At 59.8% G+C, this 23,745-nt stretch carries 18 protein-coding genes; 13 read left to right on the plus strand and 5 right to left on the minus strand.

What is annotated here, in order from left to right; all coding sequences use genetic code 11:
• Positions 1 to 31: 31 nt before the first annotated feature.
• Genes PMI25_RS16865 through PMI25_RS16880 form a run of 4 tightly spaced genes read right to left on the minus strand, consistent with a single transcriptional unit; the run spans position 32 to position 6,163 of the window.
• Positions 32 to 1,246: a hybrid sensor histidine kinase/response regulator gene (locus tag PMI25_RS16865; RefSeq protein ID WP_007963559.1), complete on the minus strand. Its 1,215-nt coding sequence runs from the start codon at positions 1,244 to 1,246 to the stop codon at positions 32 to 34.
• Positions 1,240 to 1,833 carry a chemotaxis protein CheB gene (locus tag PMI25_RS16870; RefSeq protein ID WP_007963560.1) on the minus strand — a complete coding sequence of 198 codons (594 nt, stop codon included), beginning with the start codon at positions 1,831 to 1,833 and terminating at the stop codon, positions 1,240 to 1,242. Before PMI25_RS16870 ends, PMI25_RS16865 begins: the two co-directional genes overlap by 7 nt.
• A complete protein-coding gene (locus PMI25_RS16875; protein WP_007963561.1) occupies positions 1,830 to 2,663 on the minus strand; it encodes a CheR family methyltransferase in 834 nt (277 codons plus the stop codon). Before PMI25_RS16875 ends, PMI25_RS16870 begins: the two co-directional genes overlap by 4 nt.
• Positions 2,663 to 6,163, minus strand: coding sequence for a response regulator (locus tag PMI25_RS16880; protein WP_007963562.1), 3,501 nt, complete (start codon positions 6,161 to 6,163; stop codon positions 2,663 to 2,665). The genes PMI25_RS16875 and PMI25_RS16880 overlap by 1 nt, the downstream gene beginning before the upstream one ends.
• Before the next feature lie 262 nt (positions 6,164 to 6,425).
• On the opposite strand from PMI25_RS16880, the gene PMI25_RS16885 reads away from it, so the two are divergent.
• The 12 genes from PMI25_RS16885 to PMI25_RS16940 all read left to right on the plus strand — a co-directional run bounded on the left by PMI25_RS16885 (position 6,426) and on the right by PMI25_RS16940 (position 19,682).
• The gene (locus PMI25_RS16885; protein ID WP_007963563.1) at positions 6,426 to 6,788 is read left to right on the plus strand and encodes a response regulator; all 363 of its coding nucleotides are present in this window, start codon (positions 6,426 to 6,428) and stop codon (positions 6,786 to 6,788) included.
• Positions 6,789 to 6,870: 82 nt separating this feature from the next.
• The gene (locus PMI25_RS16890) at positions 6,871 to 8,163 is read left to right on the plus strand and encodes a glycosyltransferase (RefSeq protein ID WP_007963564.1); all 1,293 of its coding nucleotides are present in this window, start codon (positions 6,871 to 6,873) and stop codon (positions 8,161 to 8,163) included.
• Between the two features lie 145 nt (positions 8,164 to 8,308).
• Positions 8,309 to 9,178 carry a phosphatidylinositol-specific phospholipase C domain-containing protein gene (locus tag PMI25_RS16895; protein WP_007963565.1) on the plus strand — a complete coding sequence of 290 codons (870 nt, stop codon included), beginning with the start codon at positions 8,309 to 8,311 and terminating at the stop codon, positions 9,176 to 9,178.
• Between the two features lie 68 nt (positions 9,179 to 9,246).
• Complete coding sequence (locus PMI25_RS16900) at positions 9,247 to 10,152, plus strand: AraC family transcriptional regulator (RefSeq protein ID WP_007963566.1); 906 nt, start codon at positions 9,247 to 9,249, stop codon at positions 10,150 to 10,152.
• A 239-nt stretch (positions 10,153 to 10,391) separates the two neighbouring features.
• Positions 10,392 to 11,702 carry an ABC transporter substrate-binding protein gene (locus tag PMI25_RS16905; RefSeq protein WP_007963567.1) on the plus strand — a complete coding sequence of 437 codons (1,311 nt, stop codon included), beginning with the start codon at positions 10,392 to 10,394 and terminating at the stop codon, positions 11,700 to 11,702.
• A 186-nt stretch (positions 11,703 to 11,888) separates the two neighbouring features.
• Entirely contained in the window at positions 11,889 to 12,815 is a 927-nt protein-coding gene (locus tag PMI25_RS16910) for a carbohydrate ABC transporter permease (protein WP_003225141.1), read from the plus strand.
• An 8-nt stretch (positions 12,816 to 12,823) separates the two neighbouring features.
• Positions 12,824 to 13,654: a carbohydrate ABC transporter permease gene (locus PMI25_RS16915; protein ID WP_007963569.1), complete on the plus strand. Its 831-nt coding sequence runs from the start codon at positions 12,824 to 12,826 to the stop codon at positions 13,652 to 13,654.
• A 166-nt stretch (positions 13,655 to 13,820) separates the two neighbouring features.
• The gene (locus tag PMI25_RS16920) at positions 13,821 to 14,924 is read left to right on the plus strand and encodes an ABC transporter ATP-binding protein (RefSeq protein WP_007963571.1); all 1,104 of its coding nucleotides are present in this window, start codon (positions 13,821 to 13,823) and stop codon (positions 14,922 to 14,924) included.
• 17 nt (positions 14,925 to 14,941) lie between these two features.
• On the plus strand, positions 14,942 to 16,417 hold the full coding sequence (locus PMI25_RS16925; protein ID WP_007963572.1) for a mannitol dehydrogenase family protein: 1,476 nt from the start codon (positions 14,942 to 14,944) through the stop codon (positions 16,415 to 16,417).
• Between the two features lie 152 nt (positions 16,418 to 16,569).
• Entirely contained in the window at positions 16,570 to 18,066 is a 1,497-nt protein-coding gene (gene xylB / locus PMI25_RS16930; RefSeq protein ID WP_007963573.1) for a xylulokinase, read from the plus strand.
• A 13-nt stretch (positions 18,067 to 18,079) separates the two neighbouring features.
• On the plus strand, positions 18,080 to 19,018 hold the full coding sequence (locus tag PMI25_RS16935; RefSeq protein WP_007963574.1) for a carbohydrate kinase family protein: 939 nt from the start codon (positions 18,080 to 18,082) through the stop codon (positions 19,016 to 19,018).
• A gap of 43 nt (positions 19,019 to 19,061) precedes the next feature.
• A complete protein-coding gene (locus PMI25_RS16940; protein ID WP_007963575.1) occupies positions 19,062 to 19,682 on the plus strand; it encodes a transglycosylase SLT domain-containing protein in 621 nt (206 codons plus the stop codon).
• Between the two features lie 142 nt (positions 19,683 to 19,824).
• On the opposite strand, the gene PMI25_RS16945 is transcribed toward PMI25_RS16940, so the two are convergent.
• Complete coding sequence (locus PMI25_RS16945) at positions 19,825 to 21,126, minus strand: OprD family porin (protein ID WP_007963577.1); 1,302 nt, start codon at positions 21,124 to 21,126, stop codon at positions 19,825 to 19,827.
• Positions 21,127 to 21,500: 374 nt separating this feature from the next.
• Here PMI25_RS16945 and tssI point away from each other — a divergent pair, with 374 nt between their 5' ends.
• Positions 21,501 to 23,744: a type VI secretion system Vgr family protein gene (tssI, locus tag PMI25_RS16950; protein WP_024164473.1), complete on the plus strand. Its 2,244-nt coding sequence runs from the start codon at positions 21,501 to 21,503 to the stop codon at positions 23,742 to 23,744.
• Position 23,745: the final 1 nt, after the last annotated feature.

Raw genomic sequence — 23,745 nt, forward strand, 5'->3', positions numbered from 1 at the left:
TCGGTCAATAGCTGCTGATACGACCGTGCGGTCACTCAGAGGTTGCGTCGGATATGCCGTTTTCCTGGATTGGCAGACAAACGCGAAACAGGGCGCCTTCGTTGATTTGGCTCTCGACGACGATGGAACCGCCATGGGCGGCGACGATCTGCTCGGAAATGAACAGACCCAGCCCGAGACCAGCCACTACCGTCTTGGCGGAAACCCGTTCGAACTGTTGGAAAATACGCTTCTGGTTCTCTTCGCTGATGCCGATGCCCCGGTCCTGAACCTCGACCCGCGCCTCGTCGCCCTCACGGTACACGCGCACCTGAATCGGGCTGCGACCGCCGTAGCGCAAGGCATTGGTCAGCAGGTTGGACACCACCTGCTCGATGCGAAATTCGTCCCAGCAACCTTCCACCGGCTCCGGCGCGGTGAACGACACTTCGGTCTCCGCCGCCTCTATCTGCTGGGCGAAATTCTGCAGCAGGTTGCTCACCAGTTGCGTCAGGTCGAAACGATTCGGCCGGATCGACAGCTTGCCCGTGCGGATACGTGAAACGTCGAGCATGTCTTCGATCAGCCGGATCAGGCTTTTGATCTGGCGCTCGTCGCGATCAACCATCGCGTGCATCTTGTCGAGGGTGAACGCCGCGGCGTTGTCCCGCGCCAGGTGCATCTTGCGCAACTGGGTTTCGAGTATCAGGCCATTGAGCGGTGTGCGCACTTCGTGGGCGACGATTGACATGAAGTCATCGCGCATACGCACCGCCTGCTCCAGCTCCAGCTGCGTACTTTGCAGTTGCTGCAGCAGCGCTTCCTGTTCGCGACGCGCCTGCTCCAGGGCTTCGACCTGTTGCTTCATGGCCTTGCTCTGGCGGTACAGGTCGACGAACACATTGACCTTGCTCTTCACCGCGTGGATATCCAGCGGCTTGTGCAGAAAGTCCACCGCCCCGCTTTCGTAACCCTTGAACGCATAGTTCAGTTCACGGCCGGCGGCGCTGACAAAGATGATCGGAATGTTTTTGGTTTTTTCGGTGCCGCGCATCAACTCGGCGAGTTCGAAGCCGTTCATCCCCGGCATCTGCACGTCGAGGATGGCCATGGCGAACTCGTGTTGCAGCAGCAGCGAAAGTGCTTCGTCCGCCGACAGCGCCTTGTACACCGTGCGATCCTCGCGCTTGATCAGCGCTTCGAGGGCCAGCAGGTTCTCCGGCAGATCGTCGACGATCAGCAATTTGGCCTGGATATTACTCAGCATGCGATTCGTTCCAGCTCGACAAGCAGACGGCCGATGCCGTGAATGGGTAGGACATGGTCGGGCTGCTGAATTTTCAGCGCAGCCTGAGGCATGGTGGCGACCTGTGCGTCCTGCGGGTCTTGAACAATGGTCAGTCCGCCGCGTCGCTTGACTTGCGCCAGGCCGCGAGCACCATCGTGATTGGCGCCGGTCAGCAACACGGCAGCCAGGGTTTCGCCGTAAACATCCGCGGCGGATTCAAACAAATAATCAATGGCCGGACGGGAATGGTGCACGCGGTCTTCAAGGCTCAGCGACAGACTGCGATCCTGTTCCACCGACAGGTGATAACCGGGGGTAGCGAAGTAAACCGTGCCGGGAGCGATGTCCTGTTTGTCGCTCGCCTCCTCCACCGGCAGCATCAGCCGCCGGGCGAACACCTCGGCCAATTGGCTGCGGCGCTCCTCCGGCAGGTGCAACACGACAATGATCGGCAACACGTACCCTAGGCGCAGCGGCGCGAGCAGGGTCAGCAGGGCCTCGACCCCACCGGCCGAAGCACCGACCACGATGGCCTCGACGCGAGGCAAATCCACGGCATCGTTCATAATTTGCGGTAGATCCGTTCTTGTTTGACCAACGGTTCGAACTGATTCGAGTAGCCGGAAAAATCCAGCGTTTCCTTGCTGCCCAACACCAGAAAGCCACGGTGACACAGCGATTCGTGAAACAGACCGAAGGCACGGTCCTGAAGTTTCTTGTTGAAGTAAATCAGTACGTTGCGGCAGGAAATCAGCTGCGTTTCGGAGAACACGCTGTCCGTCGCCAGGCTGTGGTCGGCGAACGTCACGTTCTCGCACAGGCTCTTGTCGAAGATCGCGTAGCCGTACGCAGCCGTGTAGTAATCGGCAAAGGAGCGCTGGCCGCCGGCCTGCTGGTAATTGGCGGTGTAGGCGCGCACGTTCTCCATCGAGAAAATCCCCTGCTTGGCCTTGTCCAGCGAGCGCGGGTTGATGTCGGTGGCGTAGATGATGGTGCGGTCGAGCAGGCCTTCTTCGCGCAGCAGAATCGCCATCGAATAGACCTCCTCGCCGGTGCTGCACCCGGCGATCCAGATCTTCAGCGACGGATAGGTGCGCAGCAGCGGCACTACTTCCTTGCGGATCGCCAGAAAGTGCGACGGATCGCGGAACATCTCGCTGACCGGGATCGTCAGCAACTGCAGCAACTGCATGAACGCGGTGGGATCGTGCAGCACTTTCTCCTGCAACGCCGAAATGGTCGCGCATTCGAACTGGTTCAAGGCGTGCTGCACCCGACGCTTGATCGAAGCGCCTGAGTAATCGCGAAAATCGTAGCTGTACTTGAGGTAGATGGCCTCAATCAACAGGCGTAATTCGATTTCGCTGTTGCGCTCCGCGGAGTGACTGCTATCCACTAAATGCGTTCCATCTTCGGTAACCACACGCGAATCAACGAGAACAGGCGATCCAGATCAATGGGCTTGGCCAGATAATCGTTGGCGCCCGCCTGCAGGCAGCGCTCCTGATCGTCCTTCATGGCCTTGGCCGTCACGGCGATGATCGGCAGCTTGCGCCAGCGCGGATCCTTGCGGATTTCAATGGTGGCTTCAAAACCATCCATCTCCGGCATCATCACGTCCATCAGCACCAGATCGATGTCCTCGACTTCATTCAACTTATCAATCGCTTCGCGACCATTACGGCCGATCACCACGACTGCGCCCTTGTGCTCCAGCGCACTGGTCAGGGCGAAGATGTTACGCACATCGTCGTCCACCAGCAGCACCTTGCGGCCTTCGAAGACCTTGTCGCGACTGCGCGCAGTCTTGAGCATCTTCTGCCGTTCATGGGACAACTGCGATTCGACTTTGTGCAGAAAGAGTGTCACCTCATCCAGCAGACGTTCCGGCGAGCGCGCGCCCTTGATAATGATCGAGCGCGAATACTTGCGCAGCTCGGCCTCTTCATCGCGGGTCAGGTTGCGTCCGGTATAGACGATCACCGGCGGGAACGAGCAGATGTCCTCGGTCGACATGCGCTTGAGCAGATCGTTGCCGAGCATGTCCGGCAATTTCAGGTCGATCACCATGCAGTCGTAAATCGTCGTGCGCAGTTTCTCCAGCGCGTCTTGCGCCAGACCGACGGCGGTGATTTCGATGTCCTCGTCACCGATCAGGCGGGCAATGCTTTCGCGTTGCAGATCGTCATCTTCAACCAGCAGCACGCGCTTGACCTTTTGGGTCAGCTTGGCTTCGAGACGGGCGAACACGTCCTTGAGTTCTTCGCGGGTGGTCGGCTTGACCGCATAACCGATCGCGCCCATGTGCATCGCCGCTTCGACACGGTCTTCGACCGAGATCACATGCACCGGAATGTGCCGGGTTTCGGCGTGTTCTTTCAGGCGTTGCAGCACGGTCAGACCGGAGTGATCCGGCAGACGCATGTCGAGCAGAATCGCGTCCGGTACGAACTCGCGGGCCAGGTCGTAACCTTCGTCGGCACCGTGGGCCACCAGGCACTGATAGCCCAGTTCGTGGGCCAGGTCGTAAAGGATGTGGGCGAAGTTCGGCTCGTCTTCCACTACCAGAATGCAGCGCGTGGCGAACGGCGCCTTGCCACGGTCATCGGCAAACCGCGGGATGTGCACCGGCGCCAGTGGCGACACCGCGATCGATGGCGGCTGCACCACCGGCGCCGGAGCCGATACCGGCGCAGTGAAGGTCAGCGGGATCGCAGGGCTGTCACCTGGCTCGCTGTATTGCTGCGGCAACACCAGGGTAAACACACTGCCCTGCCCCGGCGCGCTGCTGACGCTGATCGAGCCGCCAAGCAGGGCTGCCAGATCGCGCGAGATCGACAACCCCAGACCGGTGCCACCGTACTTGCGGTTGGTGGTGCCGTCAGCCTGGCGGAACGCTTCGAAGATGCTTTCCTGCTGATCCGCCGCGATACCGATCCCCGAATCACGCACGATGAACGCAATGCGTTCGTTCGGCTGGCCGGCGATGGTCAGGCTGACCGCGCCGTGTTCGGTGAACTTCACGGCGTTGGACAGCAGGTTCTTGATCACCTGTTCCAGACGCTGGCGATCGGTGTACAGCATGATCGGCGCATCCGGCTGCAACTCGACGCTGAACGTCAGTTGCTTGTCCGCCGCCAGCGGTTCGAACACGCTGCGCAGACCGTCGGCCAGGCGCGCGACGCTGGTGTTTTCCGGGATCACTTCCAGCTTGCCGGCCTCGACCTTGGAAATGTCGAGAATGTCATTGATCAGGTTCAGCAGATCGTTGCCCGCCGAATAGATCGACTCGGCAAACTTGACCTGCTCGGCCGTCAGATTGTCCTGCGGGTTCTCGGCCAGCAACTTGGCGAGGATCAGCGAACTGTTCAGCGGTGTGCGCAGTTCGTGGGACATGTTGGCGAGGAATTCGGACTTGTACTTGCTCGAACGCTGCAGCTCTTCGGCGCGTTCTTCAAGCTGCACCTGTGCCTGATTGAGTTCGGTGTTCTTCTGGTCCATGGCGTCGCGCTGCTCGGCCAGGGTTTGCGCCTGTTCGGCCAGTTGCTCGTTGGTCTGCTCCAGCTCGACTTGCTGGGTTTCCAGATGCGCCTGGGATTCCTTGAGAATCCGCGACTGTTCTTCCAGCTCTTCGTTGGCGGTTTTCAGCTCTTCCTGCTGCACCTGCAACTCTTCGTTGAGCTGTTGGGTTTCGGCCAGCACTTCCTGCAGGCGCTGGCGATAACGTGCCGCTTCGATCGAGGTGCCGATGTTGCCGGCAATCAGTTCCAGCAATTCGACATCGCGCTGAGTCAGCGGGCGCAGGAAGCCCAGTTCGATCACGCCGTTGACCCGGTCATCATCACTGGTCGGCACCACCAGCACACTGTGCGGCAGGCCCGCGCCCAGGCCGGAGCTGACTTTGAAATAGTCGGCCGGTACCGAATCCAGACGAATCAGTTGTCCCTGCTGGGCAACCTGGCCGACGATGCCTTCGCCGCTGTAGATCTGCTGATCTTTTTCTTCCTGTTCACGGGAGAACCCATAGGACGCCACGCGTTTGAGGCCGCCGTGCTCTTCGCGCACGTACAGCGCCGCCACCGCAGTGCCGAGGTATTGCGCGCAGAACTGCAGAATATTGCGCCCCAGCAGGTTGAGCGTCAGTTGCCCCAGCACCTGCTCTGCCAGCTCGGTCTGGCCGCTGCGCATCCACGCCTGACGCTCCAGACGCTCGGCACTGGCCTGCTGCGCGGCGAGGTTGGCGCTGTAGCTGTCCGACAGGCTGACCAGATCGCGGCGACCGACATAGGCCAGCAAACCGCTGATCCCGGCTATAAACAGCAGGTACAGAGTGATGCTCCAGATCGTCGTGCGGCGCACGTCTTCGTTACGCGTGGTGCGCAACTGCTGCTCCATGTCGATCACGTCTTCGAACTGTTTGCGGATCTCGTCGGTCAGGCGCTTGCCGCGCCCGGCCTTGACCGCCGCTCGATAGTCGCCGCTGGAGCGCTGCAGGTCGATCATCGATTGCGCGTAATTGCTCCACTCGGTCTGCAATGCCTGCAAACGACGCAGACGATCGGTCTGCACCGGGTTGTCGGCGGTCAGTTCGAGTAAAGTGTTGAGCGCCACGTTGATCCGCGGCTTGGCAGTCTCGTACGGGTCGAGGAAGTGCTCGTCGCCGCTGAGCAGGAAGCCGCGCATGCCGGTTTCCAGGTCCACGGTGAGTTTCACCGCTTCGTTGGCGTTGTTGATCACCCGGTCGGTGTGTTCCACCCACTGAATCACCGAGAGCAAATAGGTGATCAGCGAAATGAAAAACACCGCACTGATCGCGCCAACGCCCAAGGGCAGACTGATGTTGCGCGTCAGGAGTTTACGGAACCGTGCTTCGTCAACTGTAGACCGAGTGGACATGGGGCAGCCTTGTCGAACTGTCGAAACCCGGGAGTTTGCCCCAAAACGGTACTATGGATCCATTTTTCTCACCGCCATGATGGCAATTTCCTACATTTGCTGCACTTCCCGATCAGGCAACGGGTATCCTTGCCGCCCCGATTTGCAGCTAATCTTTTTCGTATCCGCTCGGGAACTTGTGGCCATGCGCCACTTACTCATGCAAGAGCCCGGCATTTTCGACCGGTCGCCGTTCCGATTTCATTTCTTGAGAGCTATCCCTATGTCCACCCCAGCGTCCACCATCCTTGTAGTAGAAGACGACGACATCGTACGCATGCTCATCGTCGATGTGCTGGAGGAGCTGGATTTCAAGGTGTTGGAGGCGGCAGACGGCGAATCTGCGCTGAACACTCTCGGGGATCAGAGCAAGCATATCGACTTGATGATGACCGACCACGGTCTGCCGGACATGACAGGTAGTGAACTGGCCGAAAAGGCACGTCAACTGCGCCCCACCCTGCCCGTGCTGTTCGCCAGCGGGTACGCCGAAAACATCGACGTGCCTGCGGATATGCACGTGATCGGCAAACCCTTCTCGATCGATCAACTGCGTGACAAGGTCAAGGGCATTCTGAACCAGTGATTGGCCTTGATTCGGCAGCGGCTGCAGATGTGCTCTAATTGCGCGCCATTTTCAGCCGCCTGCCTGCAAGGAACCCCCGTCAATGACTGCATCACCCGCCACCAAAGTTCTGGTCATCGGTTACGTCTGGCCCGAACCACGCTCTTCGGCAGCCAGCGGGCATGTGATGCAGATCCTCGATACGTTCCTGCAGCAAGGCTGGGACATCACTTTCAGCAGCCCGGCCGGCCCGGGCGAGCACAAGGCTGACCTGACCGCGCTGGGCATCCGCGAAGTGCCGATCGAACTCAACAACAGCAGCTTCGATAGTTTCATCAGTGAACTGGCCCCGGATATCGTGCTGTTCGACCAGTTCATGATGGAGGAGCAGTTCGGCTGGCGCGTCGAAAAGCAATGCCCGAATGCCTTGCGCGTACTGGAGACGTCCGACCTGCAGAGCCTGCGCCACGCCCGCCACCAACGGCTCAAGGAGCGCTTGAAAGACGACCCGGACAATCAGGATTTCAGCGCCCTGTTCGCACCGGCGCTGCGCGAAGAGTTCGCGTTGATGGCCGATACTGACCTGGCCAAACGGGAAATCGCCGCGTTGTATCGCTGCGATCTGAACCTGATGATTTCCGAAGTGGAAATCCGGCTGCTGGTCGAACAGTTTCAAGTTCCTGTGGATCTGCTGCACTGGTGCCCGCTGATGCTCGAACCACCGCGCGATTCGTTCGTGCCCTTTGAACAGCGCGCGCACTTTCTCAGTATTGGCAACTTCCGTCACGCGCCCAACTGGGACGCCGTCCTGTGGATGAAGACCGCCGTCTGGCCGCTGATCCGCCAGCAATTGCCCGGCGCTCAACTGCATGTCTACGGTGCCTATACGCCGCCCAAGGCCACAGCCCTGCACAACGCGGCGCAGGGGTTTCATGTGATGAACTGGGCAGAAGATGCGCTGCAAGTGATGTCGCAAGCCAGAGTTTGCCTGGCGCCTTTGCGTTTCGGTGCGGGGATCAAGGGCAAGATCGTCGATGCGATGCTCTGCGGCACGCCCAATGTCACGACGCCCATCGGCGCTGAAGGCATGGGCGGCGCAATGCCCTGGCCCGGTGCGGTGGCTCAGTCGGCCCAGGCCTTGGCCGATGCCGCTGTGGCACTGCACGAAGACAGACTGCGCTGGGCTGACGCACAGCAGGCCGGCGTCGCGTTGTTGAACGCGCGCTATCGACAGGCTGATCACGGCCCGGCGTTGATCAATCGCCTGCAACATTGTCGCGACAACTTGTCAGCGTTACGTCGCGCCAACTTCACTGGCAGCATGTTGCGTCACCACTTGCATAAAAGCACCCAATACATGGCGCAGTGGATCGAAGCAAAAAATCAGAAAAGTTGACAACCAAAGTACAAGAGCACATTACCAATACTTTGCAAAGAGTGCTGGCTTGTAGTTTTTCCGTTTGCACCAAAGAATAACTTCCGAACTGACCAAACAATTTGACTGGTCGGAAATTTAAACTTTATCTGCAACGGAATGCACCATGAACAATTACCCTTTCAAAAACTGGATGGCGGCTACGCCGGATATGGACCGACTTACCCTTGGCGAAGTGGTCTGGCCCGGCGCGCATAACTCCGGGCTGGATTTTGATTTTCCGTACCCGGCTTATCTCCAACCCGCCCAGAACTGGTTTGTCTGTCAGGACGGTCCATTCATTCAGCAACTTAATGAAGGCGTGCGCGCCTTCGACTTGCGTCTGCATGCCGATGAACACTGGCTGGGCATCAAGAAGTTCCATACGTTTCATGGCGTTAAACTGCTCCAGGGACGCTCCTTGAGCGAACTGGTAAAAAGTCTCAATTTTTTCCTCAACGAGAATCCGAACGAGTTCATCGTGTTGGACTTACATGAACTCAAGGGCACCAACGATCAGCCATTCGATTACAAGGGTTTTCATGAAGTCATCACCACGGAACTGGCTTCGCGGCTGATTCCCCGGAGCAACAGTCACCTGACAATTGAGCAACTTAAAAGGACCAGTTCGCTGCAACGCGTGGTATTGGCAAGCGACTCACACCCGGACTTCAGTTCACCCCTGTACTGGCCGAAAATCCGTCATGAATGGAGCGGCTCGGATATCACTTCTCCCGAGCAGCTCAAGCAACACATCACCCGAACCCTGGCCAACCCACCGGCATCCGGCAACCTCTGGTCGTTGTCGGCCACCAGCTACGGCGAACTGGCCGGCGTCAAACGGATCACCGACGAGCTCAATCAATGGTTTGGCCCGGACTCGGGATGGGCACCGAAGTGCAGCATCATCAATGCCGACTTCATCGGTGGCACTCCACTGATTGGCCATTGCCAGCAGGTCAACCAGTCCAAAGGTCTCAGAAAGACCCGAGGCTGAGGCGCTGGAACTGTCCTTGGCGCGCGTGCATGATGGGCATCTGAACACCACAACAAGACGCATCGGACATGACCCGGGCCACCAGAATCACTGATCCCTCCTACGAACTGATGGACGACCATAACGGGCTGTCCATCATCTACCGTCAGCATGGTTTTCCGTGCCCGCTGGTGCGTTGGCATTTCCACAAGGAATACGAACTGCATCTGATCGTCGCCAGTTCCGGCAAAGTGTTCATTGGCGACTACATCGGCAACTTTTACCCGCAGACACTGTTCCTCACCGGGCCCAATCTGCCACACAACTGGATCAGCCAGGTGGCCGAAGACGAAGTGGTGGAAAAGCGCGACATGCTGGTGAACTTCACCGATGAGTTGTTTGAAAGCGGCCATCAGGTATTTGCCGAACTCAAGACGCTGACACCGCTGCTGGAACGCGCGCAGTACGGCATCGAATTTCGCGACAAGGACACGATCCGCGAGGCGCTGAAACTGATGCAGCTGATTGCCGACAGTCGCGGCATCACTCGTCTCGGGCACTTTTTCATTCTGATGGAGCTGCTGGCGGCGACTGACGATTATCAACTGTTGTCCGGCGCCACCAACACGCAACTGGCCGACGAACACAACATCGACCGCACCAACCGCGCGGTCGATTACATCTTCAGCCACTACGCCCGCGAACTGACGCTGGAAGAAGTCGCCGAGCATCTGGGGATGAAGCCCACCTATTTCAGCCGCGTATTCAAACAAGCCACCGGGCGCAACTTCATCGAGTTCGTCAATCGCCTGCGCATCAGCAAATCCTGCGAACTGCTGGCCGATGGCGACAAACCGGTGACAGAGGTGTGTTTCGAGTCGGGGTTCAACAATATTTCCAATTTCAATCGGCGCTTCCAGCAACTCAAGGGCATGACCCCGTCGCACTATCGGCGCCTCGCGGTGCAACGTCTGACCGAACAGAATCACGCTTAACGGCCACATCAAAAGATCGCAGCCTGCGGCAGCTCCTACAGAAATCGGTGTAGGAGCTGCCGCAGGCTGCGATCTTTTGATTTTTAGCCAGTGCAAAAAAGTATCGGTTCAAGTGCGACGGATGATTTGTCAGCCTGTCGATTGAGGGCTGTAATCAACACACATTCTTCCTGCACCGGAAGACACAAAAACAATAACTGTCCTTCTGCCCCCCCAACGGCGCAGAAAAGGAGTGCACGATGCAACCCACTGCAAAAGCTCTGCTAGCCCTCACCTGCATGACCCTCAGCAGCGTCAGCCTTGGCGCCCAGACCCTGACCATCGCCACCGTTAACAACAGCGACATGATCCGCATGCAAAAGCTCTCGAAAACCTTCGAGTCCGAGCATCCGGAAATCAAGCTCAATTGGGTGGTGCTGGAAGAAAACGTCCTGCGCCAGCGTCTCACTACCGACATCGCCACTCAGGGTGGCCAGTTCGATGTGTTGACCATTGGCATGTACGAAGCGGCACTCTGGGGCGCCAAGGGCTGGCTCGAACCGATGAAGGATCTGCCGGCCAGTTATGCCCTCGACGACGTGTTCCCGTCGGTGCGTGAAGGCCTGTCGGTCAAGGGTTCGCTGTACGCTCTGCCGTTCTACGCCGAAAGCTCGATCACCTATTACCGCACCGACCTGTTCAAGGACGCCGGGCTGAGCATGCCCGAGCGCCCGACCTGGGAGCAGATCGCCGGCTTCGCTGAAAAACTCACCAACAAGGACAAAGAGCAGTACGGCATCTGCCTGCGCGGCAAGGCCGGCTGGGGCGAGAACATGGCGTTGATCACCACCGTTGCCAACGCCTATGGCGCGCGCTGGTTCGATGAAAAATGGCAGCCTGAATTCAATGGCCCCGAGTGGAAAAACGCGCTGAATTTCTACGTTGATACCATGAAGAAATCCGGCCCGCCGGGCGCCTCTAGTAACGGTTTCAACGAAAACCTCGCGCTGTTCAACAGCGGCAAATGCGCGATCTGGGTGGATGCGTCCGTCGCCGGCTCGTTCGTCACCGACAAGACCCAGAGCAAGGTCGCCGATCACGTCGGCTTTACCTTCGCCCCGCATCAGGTCACCGACAAAGGTTCGGCGTGGCTGTATTCGTGGGCACTGGCGATTCCCACCAGTTCCAAGGCCAAGGACGCCGCCAAGGCGTTCAGCGCCTGGGCCACGTCCAAGGAATACGGTGAGCTGGTGGCCAAAACCGACGGCATCGCCAACGTGCCACCGGGTACCCGCGCCTCGACCTACAGCGACGCTTACATGAGCGCGGCGCCGTTCGCCAAGGTCACGCTGGAATCGCTGAAAGCCGCCGACCCGAGCAAACCGACGCTGAAACCGGTGCCTTACATCGGCATTCAACTGGTGACCATTCCTGAATTCCAGGGCGTGGGCACCCAGGTCGGCAAACTGTTCTCGGCAGCGCTGATCGGCCAGACCACGGTGGATCAGGCCCTGGCTGCGGCGCAGCAAACCACCGAACGCGAGATGAAGCGCGCCGGGTATCCCAAGTAACCGCTGCCTACTTCAATTGTGGCGAGGGAGCTTGCTCCCGCTGGGCTGCGAAGCAGCCCCAAACAATGCCGACACGGTCAGTCAGATAGACCGCGTTTGCCGGGTTCACGACTGCTACGCAGCCGAGCGGGAGCAAGCTCCCTCGCCACAGAGAACTCGCTGTATCTCGAGTAAGTGATCACTGTCATGAATACTTCAACTGCCAAAGCCCACCTCGACCTGTCGCAACCCCAGCGCAAAGTCCGCGTACGCAATCCCGGCTGGTTTCTGGTCAGCCCTTCAGTGGCCCTGTTGCTGCTGTGGATGATCGTGCCGCTGGGCATGACCATCTACTTCTCGATGATTCGCTACAACCTGCTCGATCCGGGAGTAAACGAATTCGTCGGACTGGAGAACTTCACTTACTTCCTCACCGACTCCGGCTTCCTGCCCGGTGCCACCAACACTCTGTTGCTGGTGGGCAGCGTGCTGTTGATCAGCGTGGTGTTCGGTGTGCTGATCAGTGCGCTGCTCGAGGCCAGCGAATTTCTCGGCCGCGGCATCGTGCGGGTGATGCTGATCTCGCCGTTCTTCATCATGCCCACGGTCGGCGCGCTGATCTGGAAGAACCTGATTTTCCATCCGGTCTCGGGGATCCTCGCTTACGTCTGGCGGCTGTTCGGCGCCGAGCCGGTGGACTGGCTGGCGCACTACCCGCTGCTGTCGATCATCATCATTGTCTCGTGGCAATGGCTGCCCTTCGCGATCCTGATCCTGATGACCGCCATGCAGTCCCTCGACCAGGAACAGAAAGAAGCCGCGCGCCTGGATGGCGCCGGCCCCGTCGCGATCTTCTGGCACCTGACCCTGCCGCACCTCGCACGCCCGATTGCCGTGGTGGTGATGATCGAAACGATCTTCCTGCTGTCGGTGTTCGCCGAGATTTTCACCACCACCAACGGCGGCCCCGGCTACGCCTCGACCAACCTCGCCTACCTGATCTACAACCAGGCGCTGGTGCAGTTCGACGTCGGCATGGCTTCGGCGGGCGGCTTGATCGCCGTGGTCATCGCCAACATCGCCGCGATCATTCTGGTGCGGATGATCGGCAAAAACCTGACTGACAAAGCCTGAGGCCCGCCATGACTCTTCAACAATCCCGCCGGCTGCAAAGCCTGCTGCTCGGCACCCTGGCCTGGGCCATCGCGATCGTGATTTTCTTCCCGATCTTCTGGATGGTGATGACCAGTTTCAAGACCGAAATCGACGCCTTCGCCACGCCGCCGCAGTTCATCTTCACGCCGACGCTGGAGAACTACCTGCACATCAACGAGCGCAGCGACTACTTCAGTTTTGCCTGGAACTCGGTGGTGATTTCCTTCAGTGCCACGGCCCTGTGCCTGCTGATCGCGGTGCCCGCCGCCTACTCGATGGCGTTCTACGAAACCCAGCGCACCAAGGGCACGCTGCTGTGGATGCTCTCGACCAAGATGCTGCCACCGGTGGGCGTGCTGATGCCGATCTACCTGCTGGCCAAGAGTTTCGGCCTGCTCGACACGCGCATCGCACTGATCGTGATCTACACCCTGATCAACCTGCCGATCGTGGTCTGGATGGTTTACACCTACTTCAAGGACATCCCCAAAGACATCCTCGAAGCCGCCCGCCTCGACGGCGCCACGCTATGGCAGGAAATGATCCGCGTGCTGCTGCCGATCGCCAAGGGCGGCCTTGCCTCCACCGTGCTGCTGTCGCTGATTCTGTGCTGGAACGAGGCGTTCTGGTCGCTGAACCTGACCTCGTCGAAAGCCGCGCCACTGACCGCGCTGATCGCCTCGTACTCAAGTCCTGAAGGTTTGTTCTGGGCCAAGTTGTCGGCAGTCTCGACCCTGGCTTGTGCACCGATTCTGATCTTCGGCTGGATCAGCCAGAAACAACTGGTGCGCGGCTTGTCGTTCGGCGCGGTGAAATGAAGATCTCCAACCTTACCCAATCCCCTGTGGGAGCGAGCTTGCTCGCGAAAGCGGTGTGTCATCCAACCATGATGTTGACTGATACGGCCCCTTCGCGAGCAAGCTCGCTCCCACAAAAGAGCTCGTCCAGCTCTATCGAATAACAATACTGCGGAGGCCCACCATCATGGCCAACCTGAAAATCAAGAATCTGCAAAAAGGCTTCGAAGGTTTTTCCATCATCAAGGGCATCGACCTTGAGGTGAACGACAAGGAATTCGTGGTATTCGTCGGCCCGTCCGGCTGCGGCAAATCCACCCTGCTGCGGCTGATCGCCGGGCTGGAAGAAGTCAGCGGCGGCACCATCGAACTCGATGGCCGCGACATCACCGAAGTCAGCCCGGCCAAGCGCGATCTGGCGATGGTGTTCCAGACCTACGCGCTGTACCCGCACATGACCGTGAAGAAAAACATGTCGTTCGCCCTCGATCTGGCCGGTGTACCGAAAGCCGAAGTCGAGAAAAAGGTCGGCGAAGCGGCGCGCATTCTCGAACTCGGGCCGATGCTCGATCGCAAGCCCAAACAGCTGTCCGGCGGCCAACGTCAACGGGTCGCCATCGGCCGGGCGATCGTGCGCAATCCGAAGATCTTTCTGTTCGACGAACCGCTGTCCAACCTCGACGCCGCCCTGCGCGTGCAGATGCGTCTGGAGCTGCTGCGTCTGCACAAGGACCTGCAAGCCACGATGATCTACGTGACCCACGACCAGGTCGAAGCGATGACCATGGCCGACAAGGTCGTGGTGCTCAACGGCGGCAAAATCGAACAGGTCGGCTCGCCGCTGGACCTCTATCACAACCCGGCCAACCTGTTCGTCGCCGGGTTCCTCGGCACGCCGAAAATGGGCTTCCTCAAAGGCAAGATCGCCCGCGTCGATAGCCAGAGCTGCGAAGTTTCGCTGGACGCCGGCACGCGCATCACCCTGCCGTTCAATGCTGCCAACCTGAGCGTCGGCAGCGCGGTGACCCTGGGCATTCGCCCGGAACATCTGGAACTGGCGCAACCGGGCGACTGCACCCTGCAAGTCACCGCCGACGTCAGCGAGCGCCTGGGCAGCGACACCTTCTGCCACGTCACCACCAACGCCGGCGAAGCCCTGACCATGCGCGTACGCGGTGACCTCGCGAGCCGCTACGGCGAACAACTGAACCTGCACCTGGACGCCAGCCATTGCCACCTGTTCGACGCCGACGGCGTGGCGCTGACCCGCCCGCTGCGTGCGGCGGCCTGAATTTCGAGACTTGCCCGATGAAACTGAATGAACAAAACCTGCATCGCCTCGCGCCCGAGGTGCAACTGCCGGCCTACAACCTGAGCGACACCCGTCAGGGTATTGCGCACATTGGCGTCGGCGGCTTCCACCGCGCGCATCAGGCTTACTACACCGATGCGCTGATGAACACCGGTCAGGCGCTTGACTGGGCGATCTGCGGCGTCGGCCTGCGCGCGGAAGACCGCCGCGCCCGTGACGACCTGAAGGAGCAGGACTACCTGTTCACCCTGTTCGAACTCGGCGACAGCGACGACACCGAAGTGCGGGTGATCGGTGCGATTCGCGACATGCTCCTGGCCGAGGATGGCGCACAGGCGCTGATCGACAAACTCGCCGATCCGCAGATCCGCATCGTCTCGCTGACCATCACCGAGGGCGGCTACTGCATCGACGACAGCAACGGCGAATTCATGGCGCATCTGCCGCAGATTCAGCACGATCTGGCCCATCCGCTGGCGCCAAAAACCGTCTTCGGCTTCCTCTGTGCAGCCCTGGAAAAGCGCCGTGACACGGGCACGCCAGCGTTCACGATCATGTCCTGCGATAACCTGCCGCATAACGGCGCAGTGACCCGCAAGGCGTTGCTGGCCTTCGCCACCCTGCGTGACCCGGGGCTGCGTGACTGGATCGAGCACAACGTCAGTTTCCCCAACGCCATGGTCGACCGCATCACGCCGATGACCAGCACCGCGCATCGCCTGCAACTGGCCGACAAACACGCGGTCGACGATGCCTGGCCGGTGGTCTGCGAGCCGTTCGTGCAATGGGTGCTGGAAGACAAATTCGTCAATGGGCGCCCGGCCTGGGAACAGGTCGGCGTGCAGTTCACCGACGACGTTTCGCCCTACGAAGAAATGAAGATCAAACTGCTCAACGGCAGCCACCTGGCGCTGACGTATCTGGGCTTTTTGAAGGGCTATCGCTTCGTTCACGAAACCATGAACGATCCATTGTTCGTGCGGTACATGCGCGCCTACATGGACCTCGACGTCACCCCGCAACTGGCGCCGGTGCCGGGCATCGACCTGACTGAGTACAAGAACACGCTGGTGGCGCGCTTTTCCAATCAGGCGATTGCCGATCAGCTGGAGCGGGTGTGTTCGGACGGCTCGTCGAAGTTTCCCAAATTCACTGTTCCGACGATCAATCGCTTGATTGCCGATGACCAGGAAACCAGGCGTGCGGCGTTGGTGGTGGCGGCCTGGGCGTTGTATTTGAAGGGCGTGGACGAGAATGGCGACACCTATTCGATTCCTGATCCACGGGCGGAATTCTGTCAGGGACTGGTGGCCGATGATGCGTTGATCACCCAGCGGTTGTTGGCGGTTGAGGAGATCTTCGGCACGGCGATTCCACGCTCGGCGGCATTTGTGGCGGCATTTGAATGGTGCTGCAACAGCTTGCGTGAGGTGGGTGTGACGCGCACGTTGGAGCGGGTGCTGGCTGAGTGATGCGGTGAAACCACTGACGCCATCGCTGGCAAGCCAGCTCCCACAGGGTTTTCAATCGTTCATGGATTTTGCGTACACCCGAGAACCTGTGGGAGCTGGCTTGCCAGCGATTGGCTTCACCTTGGCAAACCTGACACCCTGAGGACCTCACTGTGACCACCCGACAACTCTTCCTCGGCATCGACTGCGGCACCCAGGGCACCAAGGCGATCATTCTCGATGCCGCCAGCGGTCAGGTGCTCGGCGAGGGCGCTGCCACGCACACGATGATCAGCGGCGCCAATGGCCGGCGCGAGCAGGATACTCAACAATGGCTGGACGCCTTTGCCCTCGCCACCCGCCGCGCCTTGCTCGCAGCCAATGTCGACGGTCAGGCGATCCTCGGCATCGGCGTCTCCGGCCAGCAACACGGGCTGGTGCTGCTCGACGATCAGGGCCAGGTACTGCGCCCGGCCAAGCTGTGGTGCGACACCGAAACCACCGGTGAAAACGACCGTTTGCTCAAACACCTCGGCGGCGAAAGAGGATCGCTTGAGCGCCTCGGCGTGGTCATCGCGCCGGGCTACACCGTTTCGAAATTACTCTGGACTAAAGAACAGCATCCTGAGGTGTTCTCGCGCGTCGCACGCATCCTGCTGCCCCACGACTACCTGAACTTCTGGCTCACCGGCCGCGCCTGCAGCGAGTACGGCGACGCCTCCGGCACCGGCTATTTCAACGTGCGCAGCCGCCAGTGGGACTTGCAACTGCTGCGCGACATCGACGCCACAGGCCGGCTGCAAGCGGCATTGCCAGAGCTGATCGACGCACATCAACCGGTCGGCACCCTGCTGCCGGCGATCGCCGAACAGCTCGGCCTCAACCCGAATGCGCTGGTCGCCAGCGGCGGCGGCGACAACATGATGGGCGCCATCGGCACCGGCAACATTCAGCCGGGAGCGATCACCATGAGCCTCGGCTCCTCCGGCACGGTGTACGCCTACGCCGAGGCACCCAAAGTCAGCGCGGACGCCTCGGTCGCGACCTTCTGCTCGTCCAGCGGCGGCTGGCTGCCGCTGATCTGCACCATGAACCTGACCAACGCCACCGGCGCGATCCGCGAACTGTTCGACCTTGATCTCGAACAATTCAACGACCTCGTGGCCGAGGCGCCGATCGGTGCCGAAGGCGTGAGCATGTTGCCGTTCCTCAACGGTGAACGCGTCCCCGCCCTGCCCCATGCCACCGGCAGCCTGCACGGCCTGACCCTGAGCAACCTGACCCAGGCCAACCTGTGCCGTGCGGTGGTCGAAGGCACCACCTTCGGTTTGCGTTATGGACTGGATCTGTTGCGCCACAATGGTTTACAAAGCCGCAGCATTTGCCTGATCGGCGGCGGTTCGAAAAGTGCGGTGTGGCGGCAGATCGTTGCCGACATCATGAACACCCCGGTGATCTGCACCGAACACAGCGAAGCCGCAGCCCTTGGCGCGGCGATTCAGGCAGCGTGGTGCAAGTCATGGTCGAACGGCCACGAGGACACTTTGGCCGATCTGTGCCAGCGCTGCGTGAAACTCGATCTGCACAGTGAAACCCTGCCGGTTGCCGCCAATGTTGCGGCGTTCCAGCAGGCCTATGAACGCTATCAACAGCATGTCGCAACCCTATAAAGAGCAAACAATCATGTATTTGGTGTGTGGCGAAGCCCTGTTCGATTTCTTCAGCGAAGACGATGCCAGCGGTCTGGCGTCGAAGGTCAATTTCAAGGCGATTGCCGGCGGCTCGCCGTTCAACGTCGCCGTCGGTCTGCGCCGTTTGGGGGTGGACTCGGCGTTGTTTGCGGGGCTGTCCACCGACTATCTCGGGCGACGTCTGCAGCAGGTGCTGCAGGATGAAGGTGTGCGCCCGGACTTTCTGGTGGACTTCACGGCGCCGACGACTCTGGCGATGGTCGCGGTCGGTGCCAACGGTTCGCCGCATTACAGTTTTCGCGGCGAGGGCTGCGCCGATCGCCAGTTGAGCGTTGCGCATCTGCCGCAGCTCGGCGCTGAAGTGCGTGGTCTGCACATCGGCTCGTTCTCGCTGGTGGTGCAGCCGATTGCCGATACCCTGCTGACCCTTGCACAGCGTGAAAGCGGCAAGCGCCTGATCACCCTCGACCCCAACGTACGCCTGAACCCCGAGCCAAATATCGACCTGTGGCGCGAGCGCGTGGCGACCCTGGTGCAACTGGCCGACATGATCAAGGTCAGCGACGAAGACCTGAGCCTGTTGTATCCCGAGCAGGATCCACAACGGGTGATTGATGGCTGGCTGCAGCATCGCTGCCAGTTGGTGTTCCTGACCCGTGGCGGCGAAGGCGCCACCGTGTTCAGTCGCGCCCATGGTTCATGGTCAGTACCAGCGTGTTCGGTGAAGATCGCCGATACCGTCGGCGCCGGCGATACCTTTCAAGCGGCGCTGATTACCTGGTTGACCGAGCAAGAACTGGATTCTGTCGAAGGGGTTCAACAACTCAGCCGCGAGCAGATCGACGCGATGCTCAGGTTTGCCGTACAGGCGGCCGCCCTTACGTGCAGCAAGACCGGTCCGGATTTGCCCTATCGTCACCAGTTGAGCTGAGCGCGTAGACTGTCGGCCTTTTTGCGCGCATGGGGATGACGGTTTGATTTCGGGGCGGACGGCGGGACTTTTGATACTGGCGGGATTACTCAGCGGCTGCGGCACCTCGCCGCCGCGTTCGCCGGAAGACATCTGCGCAATCTTCCGCGAAAAAAGCGACTGGTACGACGCCGCGCAAGTCACGCAAAAGCGCTGGGGCGTGCCGATCCAGGTGCCCTTCGCGATCATATATCAGGAGTCCGGCTATCGCTACGACGCCAAGACGCCGCGCAAATACCTGTTGTGGGTGATCCCGTGGGGCCGAGTCACCACCGCGTCGGGCTACGCCCAGGCCAAGGATGAAGTCTGGTCCGACTACCAGAAAAGCACCGGCCGACACGGCGCCGACCGCGAAGACTTCGACGACGCCATCGACTTCGTCGGCTGGTACATGGACAAGACCACCTCGATCAACGGCGTGTACAAGTACGACGCCTACAACCAGTACCTCAACTACCACGAAGGCTGGGGCGGTTTCCGCAACAAGACCTACGCCAGCAAGGCCTGGCTGATGCCGACTGCGCGCAAAGTGCAGACGCGTTCCGACGTGTATGCGCGACAGTATGCCGGGTGCAAGGAAGACCTGAATCGTGGCTTCTGGAGCCGGTTCTGGCATTGGTTGTAGGGATGACTTTCGAGCCCAATCGCGAGCAGGCTCACTCCTACAAGGGATCGATGGCGAACACGCTATCCCCGTCTACCAAAATCCCTTTGTAGGAGTGAGCCTGCTCGCGATAGCGGTCATCCAGGCGCCATAGTTCTCAGGGTTACAACACCGAAAAGTTGTAACTCACAATCAACCGGGTCTCATCCACATCCCGGGCAAACTTTTCATAGTTGGTGCGGTAAGTCGCATTGCGCAGGCGCAGGCTGACATCCTTGAACGTGCCCGTCTGGATCACGTACTTCAACTCGCTGTCGCGTTCCCACTCTTTGCCTTCCTGATCGCTGCCCGGCACCTTGATGTGATCACCGTTGACATAGCGGGTCAGGAAGCTCAGGCCGTTGATGCCGATGGCCTTGAAGTCATAGTCATAACGCAGCTGCCAGGAGCGCTCCTGCGCCGCGGCGAAGTCGTTGACCTGCACATAGTTGACCAGATACGGATTGCTGCCATCGAGGTACGGCATCGAATTGTCGCCGTTCATGCGCTGCCAGCCGGCGCTGAAAGTGTGGCCGCTGATGCCGTACGAGAGCATGCCGCTCAAGGCGCGGTTGTCGATGGAGCCGGCCTTGGCATCACCGCTGTCGGCGCTTTTCAGCAAACGCAGATCGGCCTTCAGCACACCGTCACCCAGCGGTTGGTTGCCGAGCAAACCAATGAAGTGCTGACGATAGATGTCTTCCAGCTCGGCGTAGTGATACTGCGCGGTCAGGCGATCGTTGATCTTGTAGTCGAAGCCGTACATGTCGAAATGATCGGCGGTGGTGTTGCAGGCGTAGCGCTTGTTCTTGCAGTGCACGCGGATGTCTTGCGAATCAGTGGAATCGCGCGCGGTGTACTTGTCCAGACGCGCGGCCATGAAGGTCAGATCCTTCACTTCCTTAGAGGTCAGCATGGCGCCGTTGAACAGGGTCGGCAGCAAGCGGCCGTCGTTGTACTTGAGCAGTGGCAGATCCGGCAGCAACGCGCCGTACTTCAACACCGTGTCCGAGACCTTGACCTTGGCGGTCAGGCCCATTTTCGCGTACTGGCCCTTCGAGCCGCGCGGGTTCTCGCCGCTGGACGGCAGCAAGCCGCTGTTGCTGCGATCAGGGCTGGAATCGAGCTGAAAGCCGAGCATGCCCAGCGCATCGATGCCGAAGCCGACCGTGCCCTCGGTGTAACCCGACTGCAGATTGAGAATAAAGCCTTGCGCCGACTCTTCACGCTTGGAAGCGCCCTGATCGCTGGAGGTGTGCCCATCACGGAAATCGCGGTTGAAATACACCGTGCGCGATTCGATTTTCGCCGTGGTGTCTTCGAGAAAACCGCTGGCCTGAACCTGCGCGGCAAAACCGGCGCACAGCACAACGGCTCCGAAGCCAAACGACTGGCGCGGGGTGATAAGGGGAAATGGGGGACGCATGAAAAACTCCAACAGTACAGCGTTTGCGCGAGAGCGCAGTCAGCCAGAAAAATAGCTCCCGTCCCGGGTCAAAAACAGCCGGGAAGAAGTGGACACGCAGGGGTGAGTTGCAATGATGGCAGATGGCTTTGACGGTCTGAAGGCGACTTTAGTCTGAAACTGACTGGCGATTCTTCGGCCTGCGATGGGCTCAAACCGCGTGCTGCCCTGTGACTCACGGCAGCGAAGCCCCCGTTTTCATTGGGTGTAAACGCTGTCATAGGGGTTTTCCCTATACCCCACGGCCCCCGTCCCTACGGCATTTGCGCCTTGAACGAGGCGGTTTAATCCTCCATCATCCGTCACCTGCTTATTCAATGGACGGAATTCAAGGCATGCTGGACGCCAACGCTACCCACATTACCCTTACCCTCGAAGGCGCTTCCGCCGACCTGCAAGTGCTGAGCTTCACCGGTCGCGAAGCCCTCAACGAGCCTTTCCGTTTCGACCTCGAACTGGTCAGCGCCCGCCCCGACCTGAAACTCGAAGAGCTGCTGCACAAGCCCGGCGTCCTGACCTTCGGCGCCACCGGCGAAGGCAAGATTCATGGCTTGGTGTATCGTATCGAACAAGGCGATTCCGGCAAGACCCTGACCCGCTACAGCATCAGCCTGGTGCCGCAACTGGCCTATCTGCGGCACAACCATGACCAGCAGATTTTCCAGAACCTCACGGTGCCGAAGATCATCGCCCAAGTGCTGGAAGATCGCGGCATTCTGGCCGACGCCTACAGCTTCCAGCTCAACGCCGAGTATCCGCAGCGCGATTACTGCGTGCAGTACGACGAATCCGACCTGCATTTCATCCAGCGCCTGTGCGAAGAGGAAGGCATTCACTTCCACTTCCAGCACAGCAGCAGCGGGCACAAACTGGTGTTCGGCGACGATCAGACGGTGTTCCGCAAACTCAAGGCCGTGAGCTACCAGCAAGACTCCGGCATGAGCGCCGAAAAACCGGTGATCAAGCGCTTCAACCTGCGCCTGGAAACCCGCACCACCCGCGTCAGCCGCCGCGATTACGACTTCGAAAAACCGAAGATCCTGCCCGAAGGTGCAGTCAAATCCGAGTTCGCCCCGGATCTTGAGGACTACGATTACCCCGGTCGTTTCACCACCCGCGAGCGCGGCAAATTCCTCTCGACCCGCGCCCTGGAACGCCATCGCAGCGACTACAAACTCGCCGAAGGCAAAGGTGACGAACCAACCCTGACCAGCGGCCACTTCCTGACCCTGGCCGAACACCCGCGCGCTGAATGGAACGACCTGTGGTTGCTGCTGGAAGTCTTCCACGAAGGCAAACAACCGCAAGTGCTCGGTGAAAACGTCACCAGCGACGTCACCGACAACAAAAGCGATTTCCACCAGGGCTACCGCAACAGCTTCCTCGCCACCCCATGGGACGCGCACTACCGCCCTGCCCTCGAACACCCGAAACCCAAAGTCCTCGGCAGCCAGACCGCGGTCGTCACCGGCCCGGCCGGCGAAGAGATCCACTGCGACCAGTACGGCCGCATCAAAGTCCAGTTCCACTGGGACCGCGACGGCCAGTCCGACGACAAAACCACCTGCTGGCTACGCGTCGCCAGCGGCTGGGCCGGCGCGGCCTACGGCGGCATCGCCATCCCGCGCATCGGCATGGAAGTGCTCGTCACCTTCCTCGAAGGCGACCCCGACCAGCCACTCGTCACCGGCTGCCTGTACCACAAGGAAAACGTCGTCCCCTACGACCTGCCGGCAAACAAGACCCGCAGCACCTTCAAAACCCTCAGCTCCCCGGGCGGCAAGGGCTACAACGAGTTTCGGATTGAAGACAAAAAGGGTGTGGAGCAGATCTATATCCATGCGCAGCGCGATTGGGACGAGAACATCGAGCACGACCAGAAAATCCGCGTCGGCAATGAGCGGCATGACACGGTTGAGGCCAACACCCTGAGCGAATTCAAGGTTGAGGAGCACCGGATTACCCATCTGGATCGCATCAGCGAGATGCGCGCGGATGATCACCTGACGGTGGGCGTGACGCAGCATGTGAAGGTTGGTACGGCGCAGTTTGTCGAGGCCGGGACCGAGATTCACTATCACGCGGGTGAGAAAGTGGTGATCGAGGGTGGCATGGAGCTGACCGCCAAGGCGGGTGGGAGCTTTGTGAAGGTCGATGCCGGTGGAGTGACCATCAGTGGGGCTGAGGTGAAGGTGAATACCGGTGGTGCGCCGGGTGTGGGGACCGGGATCGGGATTTTGGTGCCGTTGATTCCGGGGTTGGCGGACAAGGATAGGTTCGGGAAGTTACTTGAGAGTGCCCCGCGCAGTCACAAAGCGAGGTATCTGCTTCAGGACGAGAAAACTGGAGAGCCTTTAGTAGGAAGCCCTTACACATTGAAGTTGGCCGACGGCACGCTGATTTCTGGCTACACAAACAAAGAAGGAAAAACTTTCCTGGCTCATAGTGCTGAACCGACCGAAGTAGAACTGTTAACACCAATTCGTAAGCCTGAGCCGGAAGAGCAACTGATAAGGGCAGGTGAAAGTGCGCCAAAGGAAATGATCCTGGACTTCAAAAACGCCAACTTGGAGGGCTGAC

The organism is Pseudomonas sp. GM30, from assembly GCF_000282275.2.
Lineage (GTDB): Bacteria > Pseudomonadota > Gammaproteobacteria > Pseudomonadales > Pseudomonadaceae > Aquipseudomonas.